Here is a 13,384-nt window from a genome sequence, read left to right as displayed (position 1 = left end):
CCGCAAGCCTGCGTGCTGCTGTTCAGAGCCAGCGGCGGACGCGCGCGCAATAGTCAGTGTAATGGCGGCCGAATTCTGCGCGCAGACGCGCCTCTTCGAACGGAATGACATACAGCCGCAGCGCAAGCCAGGGCAGTGGCACCAGCGCGACCGCCCACAGCAGCCCAAGCTGCAGGCACAGGCCGACGTAGCTCAGCACCAGCGCCAGGTACATCGGGTTGCGGGTGAAGCGATATGGGCCGTCAAGCACCAGGCGCGATGGATGGCCGCTCGGCATGATGGTGGTGCGCCGACGCGCGAACAGGATGAAGCAGCTCACCGCCAGCGCAAGGCCGAGGCAGGCGATGACGCCGCCGGCCAGTTCGATCCATGCCAGTGGCGTGGGAGCGGGCAGGGGGAGCTCCAGCGCGTCCTGCAGCCATGCGCCCAGACCCAGGGCGAGCGCGAAGTGCACCGGCGAGGTCATCTTCACCAGCCATGGCGCCCGCGAGGCGCGGGTGTCGCTGTGTCCATACGGCTGGTTGCTCACGCATCTCTCCCTACATCACGGCCGTCATCCTAACGTTTCCTTGACATGGACGGGAGTGCGGGCAGTCGAAGCTGTGACCCAGAAAGCCAGACGGTCGATCCAACGAGAAGATCGCATACGTCGACGCCTTTTACTGTCCCGGTTTCCCGGTTTCCCGGTTTCCCGGTTTCCCGGTCCCACGGTTCCCCCCGTTCCCCGTTCCCCGAGTCCCGAGTCCCGAGTCCCGAGTCCCCGAAAAAAGAAGGCCGCGCATCCGCGCGGCCTCCACATCGCGACCCTCTCGTGACCGATCAGGGCAGGCCAGCCAGCCAGTCGTCGTCGGAGCCTTCGTTGATGTCGGCGAACAGCGGCGTGGAGAAATAGCGCTCGCCGGTGTCGGGCAGCATGGCCAGGATCACCGCGCCGGGCACCGCGCCTTCGGCCACGCGCAGTGCAGTGGCAACGGTGGCGCCGCCGGAGATGCCGGTGAAGATGCCTTCTTCGGCGGCCAGGCGGCGCGCCACGGTGATGGCGTCGGTGTCTTCCACGCTGAGCACCTCGTGGGCGACCTCGCGGTTGAGCACCTCGGGCACGAAGTCGGGCGTCCAGCCCTGGATCTTGTGCGGCTTCCAGTCCTGGCCCTGCAGCAGCGCCGCGCCGGCCGGCTCGGTGGCGGTGATGCGCACTTCCGGGCGGGCCACGCGCAGCACTTCGCCCACGCCGGTAAGGGTGCCACCGGTGCCCCAGCCGGTGACGAAGTGGTCGAGCCGGTGGCCGGCGAAGTCGCGCAGGATTTCCGCGGCGGTGGTATTGCGGTGGTAAGCCGGGTTGGCCGGATTGGCGAACTGGCTGGCCAGGAACCAGCCGTGCTGTTCGGCCAGTTCCTTCGCTTTACGCACCATGCCGCTGCCGCGCTCGGCGGCGGGGGTCAGGATCACCTTGGCGCCATAGGCGCGCATCAGCTTGCGGCGCTCGATGGAGAAGGTTTCCACCATGGTGGCGACGAACTTGTAGCCGCGTGCGGCGGCCACCATGGCCAACGCCACGCCGGTGTTGCCGGAAGTGGCTTCGACGATCGTGTCGCCGGGCTTGAGCAGGCCGCGCTGCTCGGCGTCCAGGATGATGGCCAGCGCCAGGCGGTCCTTGACCGAGCCGCCCGGATTGAACGATTCCACCTTGACGTAGAGGGTGACGTTGTCCGGAGCGAGGCGGTTGAGTTTGACCACCGGGGTGCGGCCGATGGTGTCGAGGATGTTGTCGTACAGGGCCATGGGGTCTCCGTCGGAATCAGGCTGCGTGGGCCAGTGTGGGCGTATCGGGCGTTGCGATGGGTGAGTGCGGCGGCGCGGCGTGCAGCGGGGCGCCGCCGTACCAGTGCAGGGACTGCGCCAGCGCGGTGACCTCGCCTAGGATCAGCAGGGCCGGAGCCTGCACGGTGTACTGCCGTGCGGTGGCGGCCAGGGTGGCGAGCGACCCGGTGATCACCCGCTGCTGCGGGCGCGAGCCATTCTCGACCAGGGCAAATGGCGTGCCCGGCGCGCGGCCGGCCTGCAGCAGGCGCTGCTGGATGCCTTCCAGGCCGGCCACGCCCATGTAGAAGGCCAGGGTCTGGCGCTCCTGGCCCAGCGCCTGCCAGTCCAGGGTGTCCAGCGAATCCTTGCAGTGGGCGGTGATCAGGCGCAGCGACTGTGCATGGTCGCGGTGGGTGAGCGGAATGCCCGCGTAGGCGGCGCAGGCGAGCGCGGCGGTGATGCCGGGCACCACCTGGAAGCCGATGCCGTGGTCGCGCAGGAATTCCAGCTCTTCGCCGCCGCGGCCGAACACGAACGGGTCGCCGCCCTTCAGGCGGACCACCCGCCGCCCCGCGCGGGCGTGCTCCAGCATCAGCGCGTGGATCTGCTCCTGCCGGGTGCTATGGCCTTGCGCAGCCTTGCCGACCTCCACGCGCAGCGCATCGCGACGGGCCAGGCGCAGGATCTGCGGGCTGACCAGGCGGTCATACAGCACCACCTCGGCCTGCCGGAGCGCGCGCAGGGCATTGCGGGTGAGCAGGCCGGGGTCGCCGGGGCCGGCACCTACCAGCGTCACGCTGCCGGGGGACGGCGTGGCAGGGCGGGTGGGCTGCACCGGGGACGGTGCCGGGGGGGACGCGGACGCGGCGGGCACCACGCGGTGGGTCAGCAGCCGGTGGCTGCTGGCCGCTGCGCACAATGCCGCGTTGAGCTCCGGCAGGTCGCTGGCGGCAATGGTGAGCCACAGCGGGGCGGTGTCGGGCTGCAACAGCCAGGCCGGGTCGAACGGGCCGGGCAGCCAGCGGATCCGGCCGGCGCGCGTCCACTGCTGCAACTGCGGGGTCAGTTGCGGCGCACCCACCAACGGCAAGGCGCCGGCCTGCAACAGCTGGGCGGTGGCACGTTCGGCATCGACGCCGCCGCCAACCACCAGGACGGCACGGCCACGCAGGTCGGCAAGGAGCGGGAACGCAGAGGTCACGGCCGGGGTATCGAAGGGGAGGGCCAGACCGTAACGCCGGCATATAGCCGTCGGAAATGACTTCATACACCCTGAAAATAGCGTTCGGTTATAAGCTGGCCCCCGGAACTCCTCTACAGTCGAAGTCCTTGTAGCGCCTCGCGCTTTTTTGGATATAAGCCCATGACGCTGACCCAACTTCGCTACCTGGTGGCCATTGCCGATGCCGAGCTGAACATCACGCTGGCCGCCGCGCGCGTGCACGCGACCCAGCCCGGTCTGTCCAAGCAACTCAAGCAGCTGGAAGACGAGCTCGGTTTTTTGTTGTTCGTGCGCAAGGGGCGCAGCCTGGACGCGGTCACGCCGGCCGGGGTGGAAGTGATCGAGCGCGCGCGCGCGGTGCTGTCGGAGGCCAACAACATCCGCACCTATGCCGCCAACCAGCGCCGCGAGAGCCAGGGCCAGCTGACCTTGACCACCACCCACACCCAGGCGCGCTTCGTGCTGCCGCCGGCGGTGGCGCAGATCAAGCACGCCTACCCGCAGGTGAGCGTGCACCTGCAGCAGGCCGCCGAGAGCGCGGCGCTGGACTTGCTCAGCCAGGGCGATGCGGATATCGCGGTGGTCAGCACCGCCGGCGGCGAGCCCAGTGCCGGCATTGCGGTGCCGCTGTACCGCTGGCGGCGGCTGGTAGTGGTGCCGCGCGGGCATGCACTGGACAACCCGCGTACTGCGCCGGACATGCAGGCGCTGTCCGCGCATCCGTTGATCAGTTACGAGTCTTCCACCCGGCCGGGCTCGTCGCTGCAGCGGGCGTTTGCGCAGGTGGGGCTGGAACCGAGCATCGCGCTGACTGCGCTGGATGCCGACCTGATCAAGACCTATGTGCGCGCCGGGCTGGGTGTGGGCCTGGTGGCGGAAATGGCAGTCAACGCCTTCGACGAAGATTTGCGCGCCTGGCCGGCGCCTGCGCCGATCGCCGAATGCATCGCCTGGGCGGTCTTGCCGCGCGACCGGGTGCTGCGCGACTACGCGCTGGACCTGGTGCACGTGTTGGCGCCGCAGATCGACAAGCGCGATTTGCGCCGCGTGCTGGACGGCAACCAGGCGCCCAACTGGCCGCTGCCGCCAACCTGGGAATCGCTGACCCAGACCATCACCAGTTGAGCCGCGCGCGATGAGCGAGCCCGTGCGTCCCCCGCTCAGCAGACTGTGGTCGCCCGACCCGGACGGCGGCATGTCGCTGCAAGTCTCGGCCAACATCGACGGCCGCGAGCATGCGGCGTTGACGGTGCTGGCCGACCCGCAGGACGAATCGCTGTGGGTGGCGCTGCAGGTTGACGGCAGGACCGTGCAGATCCCGCTGGCGGCGCTGCGTCAGGTGCTGGAAGTGGCGGCAGACGAGGTGCATTCGGCGCAGTGGTTTGCCGACCAGGACGATGTGGATCCGTTCGGGGTTTGAAGGCGCAGTCAGGCAGTCCGGGCCGATGGAGCCCGTGCCGCATCCGCTCGTTTGCGGACGCGTTATACCCCGTTGTTGTTGTGCTCGCCACATGCGAATGCGTGCTGCATTGCAGCGTGGGCCGGAACCGATTTATTCAATCGAATCAGGGCGATACGCGAGCGACTCGACGCAGTGCCTCGCGCGCTGTCGGTGATTCTCCCTACACGTGTCAGGGCCGTCTGGCCGGCGTCGCTGGCCTCCATCAAGTTGGGCGTGGCGCTGTCGTAAACAGTGATAGCAACCATGTCACGACACCTCCGGACGTCTAGGGGTGGACGGCGCAGGACCGGCGATGCAGACCTCGCCTCACCGGTTCGACTCAGCGGTGTCGTCGATGGGTTGCTAGCGCTGTCGCATCACTGTTGCGTGAGGCTGCGCACACAGCGGCTGGCGCACCCGGGTCCCTGGGGAGAGACCTGGCGTGTTTGGCGGCGGATCCGGGTCGGGAGCTCGGGTCCGCCTTTTTTTGCCAGGCCAGCGGAACGCGCATCGCGCGGCGCGTAATGCGTCAGGCCAGCGGAATGCGCACCGAGAAACAGGTGCCGCCTTCCGAGCGCGGGCGCACCGTCACCTCGCAGCCCAGCGCCTCGGCGGTGCGATGCACGATCCACAACCCGATGCCCAGCCCGTCGCTACGCGGGTCGGCCTGGCGGAACGCCTGAAACACCTGCTCTGGCTGCTCCAGATTCAGGCCGATGCCGCTGTCGATGATTTCCACAACCGCGTAACCGGGGCGGCGACGGGCGCCGACCAGCACGCGTCCGCGCTCGGTGTACTTGATGGCATTGCCGACCAGGTTGCCGATCAGGGTGGTCAGCAGGGTCGGGTGGCTGCGCACGCGCAGCGAGGTCGGCACGTGACGCAGCGCCAGGCACTTGTCGCTGGCCTGCTGGCGCCACACGCCCAGCACCGAGTGCAGCACGTCTTCCAGCTGCAACGCCTGCAGATCCGGCATCGCTGCCTTGCTGGCGGCGGCCAGCGTGGCCAGTTCGTCCAGGCTGCGCCCGACCAGGCTGATCGCATCGCGGGCGGTCACCAGGGTGGGGATGGAATCGACGTTGGCGTGCCGGCGCATCTTGTCGATGGCGTAGGCGGCGGTGCGCAGCGGGGTCTTCAGATCGTGCCCGGCAATGGCCATCAGCCGGCTGCGGTAGCGGTCGGATTCTTCGGCAACCAGCAGCGCACGGCGCAGTTCCAGCTGCGCCATAGTCTGACGCGCAAGCGCACGCAGCGCTTCGACCTGTTCGTCGGTGAGCTCGCGCGGTTGCCGGTCGAGCACGCAGACCGTGCCCAGCGGCAGGCCATCGGGCGTCTTCAACAAGGCACCCGCATAGAAGTACAGCGGGGCGTCGCCGGTAACCAGCGGGTTGCGCGCAAAGCGCGTGTCCTGGCGCGTGTCGGGCACCACCAGTACGTCGTTGTCGAGCAGCGCATGCGCGCACATCGACTTGAACAAGGGGGTCTCGCGCTCGCCCATGCCGAGCTCGCTCTTGAACCACTGGCGGTCGGCGTCGACCAGGCTGATCAGCGCGATCGGGGTCTGGCAGATGATCGACGCCAGCCGGGTGATGTCCTCGAAGGCCGCTTCGCGTGGCGTATCGAGAATGCCGTAGCTGCGTAGCGCCTGGAGCCGAAGCGCTTCGCTCGGCGGCTTGGGCGCGCAGGGGAGTGGCTCAGCCGCTGGTTCGGACAGGACGGTACTCATGCGCGCGCGGGATGAATGGGATGACACGCAAGCATAGGGCATGGCCGTGCGCAGCACGCATCGCCGGCGCGCTGCACCGGCAAAATTGTGACTGCCGGCCTGGACAAGGCGGCGCGTGTGAGCATTGGGTGAGGGCCGCGCCGGCTGGGCCGGCATTGGCGTGCTGGTTCCCGGAGTGCCGACCCCTGCGGGTCAGTGCAGCGGCTGGGGCCCAGGATCGCGCGATGCACGTCCTGGCGGCACGGGCATCACAAGGGGTGCGACATCCGGTCGCGCACCGGCCGCCACCATCGCTCCCGGAGTGAGGGCGGCTTACACTGCGGCGATGCTGCATACCGTCCGTCGTCATCGCCTGTTGCACCTGCTTGCCTGCCTGGCGGTGGCACTGATGCTGGTGGCTCCGCTGGTCAGCCGCTGGAACCAGGCGCGAGCCTCCGAGCCGATGTGCACCAGCGGACCGGCGCTCGATACTGTCGCGGCGCAGCATGCCGGCCATCTGCCGGCCCAACACGCCGGCCACTCGCAGCACGGCTCTGCAGCCAGCCATCGGGTGGGAGACCAGGATGCCGGCCTGCATGGCGAAGCCTGCGACTACTGCGTGCTGGCGGCTCGCCTGCTGCCCTGGCTGGCGCTGTTGGTGCTCTGCCTGCTGCGGGTTCTGCCATCGCCCACGCCGGGGCACACCCGCCTGTGGGCATGGTCGGCATTGCGCTGGACAGCGCTTGGGGCACGCGGGCCGCCGCTGTCCGCATGAGCCCGGGAGCAACTGACGCCGCCTAACGGATCGACGTCAGGTCTACGCGCCGAGTGCGTCAACGATGCTGGGTTGCCCGCTCGCGGCGAGTCCGGTTCGCGCGCCAGCCAGCATCAAACGCAGGCGTGTCGTCGGGTTGCTCCCCACCCATTGCGGATCTTCGTTGTGCTGTGTCTTGCAGGCAGCGTTGTGCGCCCACGCGCACCCGACGGAGCACGCGTCCTCATTGAATGAAGCCGGTGCCCGCCGCCTTGCGGCGGCGCGCGGCTGCAGTGCCGTGGTGTCACGGCGAAGGGTTGGTCATGCAATTGCGATTGTTGAAGACGTTCTGGTATGTGCCGTCATTGGCGCTGGTGTGGGCGCCTGCCTGCGATGCGCAAGCGCAGGATGCGGCATTGACGCTGGGCCAGGTGCAGGTGCGCGAACACGCCCAGCGCACCCCGGGTACGGCGCGCGTGCTGAGTTCGGTGGATGTGATCGGCGGTGAGCTGCTGCACGATCAGCACGTGGATTACAGCTGGGAGCTGCTGATGCGCGGGCCCGGTGTGCAGGTCACCCAGTTCCGCATGGGCACCGATGCGGGGCGGTTTTCGTTCCGGGGCTTCAATGGCGAAGGGCGGATCAATGCGGTCAAGCTGCTGATCGACGGCATTCCCAGCAACGACAACGCCGGTGGCATGCCGTATCTGGATGCGGTGTTTCCGCAGGACATCAGCGCCATCGAGATCGTGCGCGGCACCAACGACGCGCGCTACGGATTGAACGCGATTGCCGGCAGCGTGGACGTGCTGACCCGCACCGGTGGCAACGATGGCCGTCTGAGCATCACCGGCGGCGGCTTCGGTGCGCGCGAGGTCCAGCTGGGCAAAGGCATCGAGCGTGGTGCCTGGAGCCAGAACTACGTACTGGCCTGGCGCGACTCCGACGGGTATCGCGATCATGCCGATGCGCGCAAACGCAGCGTGGCCGGCAAGTGGTTCTACACCGACCCGGACGGCGCAGTCCGTGCCGGGCTCACCACGCGCTACTACGACAACCAGGCGCTGGAAGCCGGCTACCTGGACGCCGCCACCGCACGTGCGGCGCCGCGCAGTTCGCCGGGCTATGCGCAGGACGACCGTAGCGAGCGTCGCGTTCGTCAGACCGCGTTGCACGCCGACGGTGAGCTCGGCGCGCAGGCGCAGTGGAGCGCCAAGGCCTACCAGAACGACTACCGCAACCAGCGCTGGGTGCGGTTTTCCGCTGCCGGCCTGCAACAGGAGCGCGATACCGATGAAACCCATCGCGGCCTGCTGCTGCGGGGCAACTGGCAGCCTGAGGGGGGCGTGTGGAACGCTGCATTGGAAGCCGGGGCGGACGCGCAGTGGCAGGACAATCAGTCGCAGCGGTATCGCACCGTGGCCCGCGTACGCGGCGCGCAGTTGCGCAACTGGGATTACGACCTGCGCACACATGGTGCGTATGTGCAGGCGGTGCTGACGCCGGTAGCGCGCTTGCATCTGGTGCCGGGGTATCGCATCGATCGCGTCGATGGGCAGTTGCATGACGTGCTTGCCGGGGTCGTCGCGCCCACCTACGACTACGGCACCATCAAGCAACCCAAGTTCAGTGCCAGCTACCGCGTGGGTAAGCAGAGCAGTGTGTATGCGAACTGGGGGCGCACCTTCCAGGTCGGCAGCGGCGATGGCGCTTACCGTCGCCATCCCGGCAATCTGGGGCCGTCGATCAACGACGGCTGGGAGACCGGCTTCAAGTTCGCACCGTCGGCGATCCTGGACGGGCGCCTGGCGTATTGGGAGCAACGCGCCTCCGGTGAGGTTGCGACCATTCTGGGTGTGAATGGCGTGGCGGGTGTCGGCGATGTGGCCAACGTCGGTCGCACGCTGCGGCGCGGTTGGGATGCCCAGCTCAACCTGCAGCCGGCCGAACACTGGCGCGCGTGGGTGTCGTATTCGCGCCAGAAGGCCAGCATCGCCACGCCCGATCCGAGTGCGCCTGCCACGCGCGGCAAGGAGATCGAGAACGTGCCGCACTGGTTGGCCACCGCCGGGCTGGAGTGGCAGGTCAGTGCGGCTGTGCAGTTGAGCGCCTGGGCCAATGCGCAGGGCGACTACTACCTGGAGCGCAGCAACACCCTGGGCCGTACCGGTGGCTACGCCTTGCTCAATCTGGGCGCGCGCTGGACTGTGGACGCCCGTAATGCGCTCAGCCTGCAGCTGCGCAATGCCACCGATCGCGCGTACGTGTATGCGTGGTACGACAGCGGCAGCTCCGGCTACTCGCCGGGCGATGGTCGTGTGCTGTCGCTGTCATGGGACTGGAGCTTCTGATGCATGCACCCACGGCTGGTGGCGACGTGATCGAGGCGCGCAAGGACCGCCGCTGGCGCTTCTATCGCGCAGTGTGGCGATGGCATTTCTATGCCGGACTGCTGGTGCTGCCTTTCATCATCTGGCTGGCGCTGACTGGCGCTGCGTTTTTGTATCAGGAGGCGATCGATCGCAGCGTGCACCATGATCTGAAGGTGGTTGCGGTCGGCGCTGCGCGCAAGCCTGCACAGCAGCTGGTTGCTGCTGCACGAGACCGCTACGGCGGCAGGTTGTTCGTGTACACCACGCCCACGCGGGCAGATGCCAGTGCCGAGGTCGGCTTGGTGGATGCGCGCGGCGTGCGGCAGGTGGTGTATGTCGATCCATATCGTGCACGCGTGCTGGGCGCCTTGCCGGAGCACGGCACGCTGAGCTGGACGATCCGCCGGTTGCACAGCCTTGCGTTGGTCGGGCCGTTAGCGCGTGGAGTGATCGAAATGGCCGCCGGTTGGGCGATCGTGCTGGTGCTCACCGGCATCTATCTGTGGTGGCCGCGTGGGCGCCGCAGTGGCGTGATCAGTGTGCGTGGCAAGCCCAGGCAACGGCTGTTCTGGCGTGACCTGCATGCGGTGACCGGTGCGGGCGTTGGCGCAGTGCTGTTGTTTCTGGCGCTGACCGGCATGCCGTGGTCGTGGCTATGGGGCGCGCAGGTCAATCGCTGGGCCAATGGGCATGATTTCGGCTATCCGGCCGGGCTGCGCGTGCAGCAGCCGATGTCGCAGCAGCGGCTTACCGACAGTGGCGACACCGCGTGGTCGCTGCGGCAGGCGCGTGTGCCGGAATCGGTGTTGCCCCAGCAAGGCTCCGCCGGACTGGACAAGGGGATGCAACACGCGTACTCGGCTGACAGCGAGCATGCAGCTCACGGCGGCGCGGGCAGTGTAGCTGCGCCCGGGCACAGGGCGATCGGGTTGGACGCGGCAATGGCGCGCTTCGACGCACGCGGCATCGCGCCGGGTTACAGCGTGGCGCCTCCGCGGGGTGCCACCGGTGTGTACACCGCCTCGGTGTATCCGGCCGATCTGCAGCGGCAGCGGGTGATTCACCTGGATCAGTACAGCGGTGCGGTACTGCTGGACATGCGCTATCGCGACTACGGGCCGCTGGCCAAGCTGCTGGAATGGGGCATCAATGTGCACCTGGGGCAACAGTACGGCACTGCCAACCAGCTGATCCTGTTGGCTGCCTGCATCGCGATCGTGTTGTTATGCGTCAGCGCGGCAGTGATGTGGTGGAAGCGTCGCCCTAGCGGTGGGTTGGGCGTGCCACCGTTGCCGGCCGATCCCCGCACACTGCGCGGCGTGATGGTGCTGCTGGTGGTGTGCGGACTGATCTTCCCGTTGGTCGGGCTGTCGTTGCTGTTGATGTGGCTGTTCGACCGTTATTGGATGCAGCGCGATCACAGACCTTTTACGGCGCCATGAGGAGTCCCGCGCCACTGTCATGGTGCTGCGTAGTGGCTCACGCGCAAACGCACTCCATGACGTGTCCACCGAAAGAGTGCAGACGGCGTAGCGCCTGCAACCTGCAGAACACGGCGTGATTGCGCGGAGCTCAGATATCCTCGTGGATGCCGCACTCGCGCTTGAGTCCGAAGAAGCGGGTGTCTTCCTGGCGCATGCCCGGTTCCCAGCGACGGGTGGTGTGGAAGTCGCCGATCGACACGTAACCCTGCTCCCACAATGGGTGATACGGCAGGTCGTGCGCCTGCAGGTATTGCCACACGTCGCGGTCGGTCCAGTCGGCGATCGGGCTGACCTTGTAGCGCTCGCCGCGTTTCTGCACGATCGGCGTCTGCGCGCGGCCGCCGGACTGGCTGCGGCGCAGGCCGGTGAACCAGGTGCCCACATTGAGTTCGTCCAAGGCGCGGCGCATCGGTTCGACCTTGCGCAGATTATTGTATTGGTCGATGCCGACCATGCCCTGTTCCCACAAGCGGCCATGACGGGCTTCCATCCAGGCGCGGCTGACCAGCGGGCGATAGACCTTGAGGTTGAGCTTGAGCCGGTCGGTCAGGGCATCGGCAAAACGGTAGGTCTCCGGGAACAGGTAACCGGTATCGATCAGGATCACCGGGATGTCCGGGCGCTGCTGGGTCAGCAGATGCAGCGTGACCGCCGATTGCGCGCCAAAGCTCGACGACAGCGCCGCCTCCTGCGGGCCGTGCTGCAACGCCCAGGCTACGCGCTCGTCGGCACGCAGGCCTTCCAGTTGTACGTTGAGCGTGTCCAGGTCGTCCAACGCGGAAGACATGTTCGATGCGGCAGGTAGCGCAGTCATGCGAGTAATTCCAGGTCGAGGTGACGGTGCGTGGGGTAGGGCGGCAAGGCGATCAGGCCGCTGCGGTGCAGGAAATCGCCGAAGCCTTCATCGTTGGATTGGTCGCGTTCGGCGGCGTAGCGCGCCAGCAACGGGTCCAAGGCGGCCAGGATGTCTGCTTCGGTGATGTTTTCGCGGTACAAGGTGTTGAGACGCTGGCCACGGCGGTCGCCACCCAGCATCAGGTTGTAGCGGTCGGGTGCCTTGCCTACCAGCGCGATCTCGGCCAGATACGGGCGCGAGCAGCCGTTGGGGCAACCGGAGAGACGCAGCACGATCGGTGTCTGGGTCAGCCCGTGTTGTTGCAGCAGCGGCAGCAATGCAGCGCTGAAATCGGGCAGATAGCGCTCGGCCTCGGCCATCGCCAGGCCACAGGTGGGCAGCGCCACGCAGGCCATCGCGCCGCGCGCCAGGGCGCTGGCGGCCTGGTTGCCGGCATCCAGCGCGTACTGCGCCACCAACGCGTCGACGCGTGCGCGCTCGCTGGCCAGCACGCCGGCGATCACCAGGTTCTGGTTGGGCGTCATGCGGAACTCGCCAACGCTCAATTGCGCAATCGCACGCAGCCCGCTCAGATGCGCTGCCGTTTCGGTATCGGCAATGCGGCCGGCCGGCAGCGACAGGGTCAGGTGCCACAGCCCGTCTTCGCCCTCGACCCAGCCATAGCGGTCGCCGTTGTGGTCGAACGCAAACGGCTGCGCCGGCTGTAGCGCAAAGCCGGCGCGGCGTTCGATCTCGGCCACGATGGTGTCCAGGCCATGATCGTCGATGGTGTACTTGAAGCGTGCGCGCTTGCGCACGGCGCGGTTGCCGAGGTCCCGTTGTGTGGTGACCACTGCGGTAGCGATATCGAGCAATTGATCGCGGGTCACAAAGCCAATCACGTTGGCCACGCGAGGCCAGGTCTCGGTGTCGCCGTGCGAGGCGCCCATGCCGCCGCCGATGCTCACGTTATAGCCCAGCAACTGCCCATCGCGCAGGATGGCGATAAAGCCCAGATCGTTGGCGAACACGTCCACATCGTTGAGCGGCGGCGCGGCGAAGCCGATCTTGAATTTGCGCGGCAGGTAACGGTCGCCATAGATCGGCTCGTCCTCACTGCCGGAGCCGGACACGCGCTCTTCGTCCAGCCAGATTTCGTAGTACGCGCGGGTGTTGGGCAACAGATGCTCGGACACGCGCGCGGCATCGGCGTACAGCGTGGCGTGCGCCTTTGAGAGCAGCGGGTTGGCCGCCACCTGCACATTGCGATTGACGTCGCCGCAAGCCGCCAGCGTATCGATCAAGGTGGCATTGATGGCCTGCATGGTGGCCTTGAGCTCGCGCTTGATCACGCCATGGAACTGGAACGCCTGGCGCGTGGTGATGCGCAGCGAATGATTGGCATACCGGGTGGCGATGCCGTCCAGTGCCAGCCACTGCGTGGGCGAAATCACCCCACCCGGCGTGCGCGTGCGGATCATGAACTGATACGCCGGCTCGAGCTTCTGCCGCCGCCGCTCGTCACGGATATCGCGGTCGTCCTGCTGGTAGCTGCCGTGATACTTGATCAGGGTCTGATCGTCCTCACGCAACGCCCCGGTCACCGTATCGGCCAGACTCTGCTCCAACGACCCACGCAGGCGACGGCTTTCGGATTTGATGTCTTCGACGGAGTGAGTCATGGGAATCGGGAGTCGCGAATGGGGAATCGTAGAAGGCCGGTCGGTCTGCCAGGAGAGCTCAGTTGCGGGCAGTACCGAATCCCGATTCC

Annotated in this window: 11 protein-coding genes; 5 read left to right on the top strand and 6 right to left on the bottom strand. The window is 67.4% G+C overall.

Going from position 1 to position 13,384, the window contains the following annotated elements; genetic code table 11:
• Window positions 1-22: 22 nt before the first annotated feature.
• The 3 genes from ABQZ09_RS05410 to cobA form a co-directional block, all read right to left on the bottom strand.
• Entirely contained in the window at window positions 23-529 is a 507-nt protein-coding gene (locus ABQZ09_RS05410; protein ID WP_039564334.1) for a methyltransferase family protein, read from the bottom strand.
• Between the two features lie 290 nt (window positions 530-819).
• Window positions 820-1,779, bottom strand: coding sequence for a cysteine synthase A (gene cysK, locus ABQZ09_RS05405; RefSeq protein ID WP_039415648.1), 960 nt, complete (start codon window positions 1,777-1,779; stop codon window positions 820-822).
• A gap of 16 nt (window positions 1,780-1,795) precedes the next feature.
• Window positions 1,796-3,001 carry a uroporphyrinogen-III C-methyltransferase gene (gene cobA / locus ABQZ09_RS05400; RefSeq protein WP_349776322.1) on the bottom strand — a complete coding sequence of 402 codons (1,206 nt, stop codon included), beginning with the start codon at window positions 2,999-3,001 and terminating at the stop codon, window positions 1,796-1,798.
• A 162-nt stretch (window positions 3,002-3,163) separates the two neighbouring features.
• Between cobA and ABQZ09_RS05395 the strand changes: the two genes are divergently transcribed.
• Window positions 3,164-4,147 carry a LysR family transcriptional regulator gene (locus ABQZ09_RS05395; RefSeq protein WP_039412418.1) on the top strand — a complete coding sequence of 328 codons (984 nt, stop codon included), beginning with the start codon at window positions 3,164-3,166 and terminating at the stop codon, window positions 4,145-4,147.
• 10 nt (window positions 4,148-4,157) lie between these two features.
• Complete coding sequence (locus tag ABQZ09_RS05390) at window positions 4,158-4,442, top strand: hypothetical protein (RefSeq protein WP_184556926.1); 285 nt, start codon at window positions 4,158-4,160, stop codon at window positions 4,440-4,442.
• Between the two features lie 550 nt (window positions 4,443-4,992).
• Here ABQZ09_RS05390 and ABQZ09_RS05385 read toward each other — a convergent pair.
• On the bottom strand, window positions 4,993-6,189 hold the full coding sequence (locus ABQZ09_RS05385; protein ID WP_349776321.1) for a sensor histidine kinase: 1,197 nt from the start codon (window positions 6,187-6,189) through the stop codon (window positions 4,993-4,995).
• Between the two features lie 325 nt (window positions 6,190-6,514).
• On the opposite strand from ABQZ09_RS05385, the gene ABQZ09_RS05380 reads away from it, so the two are divergent.
• From ABQZ09_RS05380 to ABQZ09_RS05370, 3 genes are all read left to right on the top strand, one after another.
• Window positions 6,515-6,943, top strand: coding sequence for a DUF2946 family protein (locus ABQZ09_RS05380; RefSeq protein ID WP_349776320.1), 429 nt, complete (start codon window positions 6,515-6,517; stop codon window positions 6,941-6,943).
• A 302-nt stretch (window positions 6,944-7,245) separates the two neighbouring features.
• Window positions 7,246-9,273 (top strand): TonB-dependent receptor, encoded by a 2,028-nt coding sequence (locus ABQZ09_RS05375; RefSeq protein WP_349776319.1) that lies wholly within the window; start codon window positions 7,246-7,248, stop codon window positions 9,271-9,273.
• Window positions 9,273-10,736, top strand: coding sequence for a PepSY-associated TM helix domain-containing protein (locus tag ABQZ09_RS05370; protein ID WP_349776318.1), 1,464 nt, complete (start codon window positions 9,273-9,275; stop codon window positions 10,734-10,736). The genes ABQZ09_RS05375 and ABQZ09_RS05370 overlap by 1 nt, the downstream gene beginning before the upstream one ends.
• 130 nt (window positions 10,737-10,866) lie before the next feature.
• Here the strand turns inward: ABQZ09_RS05370 and ABQZ09_RS05365 are convergent, their stop codons facing one another.
• Together ABQZ09_RS05365 and cysI are read right to left on the bottom strand one after the other, a co-directional pair.
• Window positions 10,867-11,592 carry a phosphoadenylyl-sulfate reductase gene (locus ABQZ09_RS05365; RefSeq protein WP_349776317.1) on the bottom strand — a complete coding sequence of 242 codons (726 nt, stop codon included), beginning with the start codon at window positions 11,590-11,592 and terminating at the stop codon, window positions 10,867-10,869.
• The gene (gene cysI, locus ABQZ09_RS05360) at window positions 11,589-13,295 is read right to left on the bottom strand and encodes an assimilatory sulfite reductase (NADPH) hemoprotein subunit (protein WP_349776316.1); all 1,707 of its coding nucleotides are present in this window, start codon (window positions 13,293-13,295) and stop codon (window positions 11,589-11,591) included. Before cysI ends, ABQZ09_RS05365 begins: the two co-directional genes overlap by 4 nt.
• Between the last annotated feature and the right edge of the window lie 89 nt (window positions 13,296-13,384).

Source organism: Xanthomonas sp. WHRI 6106 (assembly GCF_040202405.1).
GTDB classification, from domain to species: domain Bacteria; phylum Pseudomonadota; class Gammaproteobacteria; order Xanthomonadales; family Xanthomonadaceae; genus Xanthomonas; species Xanthomonas cannabis.
The sequence above is the reverse complement of the archived record's forward strand: the minus strand, read 5'-3'. Positions and strand labels throughout refer to the sequence as shown.

Excerpts from the sequence above, each read along its gene's own strand:
- ABQZ09_RS05385 (WP_349776321.1), bottom strand. The coding sequence starts at position 6,189 with ATGAGTACCGTCCTGTCCGAACCAGCGGCTGAGCCACTCCCCTGCGCG.
- cysK (WP_039415648.1), bottom strand. The coding sequence starts at position 1,779 with ATGGCCCTGTACGACAACATCCTCGACACCATCGGCCGCACCCCGGTG.
- ABQZ09_RS05370 (WP_349776318.1), top strand. The coding sequence starts at position 9,273 with ATGCATGCACCCACGGCTGGTGGCGACGTGATCGAGGCGCGCAAGGAC.
- ABQZ09_RS05365 (WP_349776317.1), bottom strand. The coding sequence starts at position 11,592 with ATGACTGCGCTACCTGCCGCATCGAACATGTCTTCCGCGTTGGACGAC.
- cysI (WP_349776316.1), bottom strand. The coding sequence starts at position 13,295 with ATGACTCACTCCGTCGAAGACATCAAATCCGAAAGCCGTCGCCTGCGT.
- ABQZ09_RS05390 (WP_184556926.1), top strand. The coding sequence starts at position 4,158 with ATGAGCGAGCCCGTGCGTCCCCCGCTCAGCAGACTGTGGTCGCCCGAC.
- ABQZ09_RS05380 (WP_349776320.1), top strand. The coding sequence starts at position 6,515 with ATGCTGCATACCGTCCGTCGTCATCGCCTGTTGCACCTGCTTGCCTGC.
- ABQZ09_RS05375 (WP_349776319.1), top strand. The coding sequence starts at position 7,246 with ATGCAATTGCGATTGTTGAAGACGTTCTGGTATGTGCCGTCATTGGCG.
- ABQZ09_RS05395 (WP_039412418.1), top strand. The coding sequence starts at position 3,164 with ATGACGCTGACCCAACTTCGCTACCTGGTGGCCATTGCCGATGCCGAG.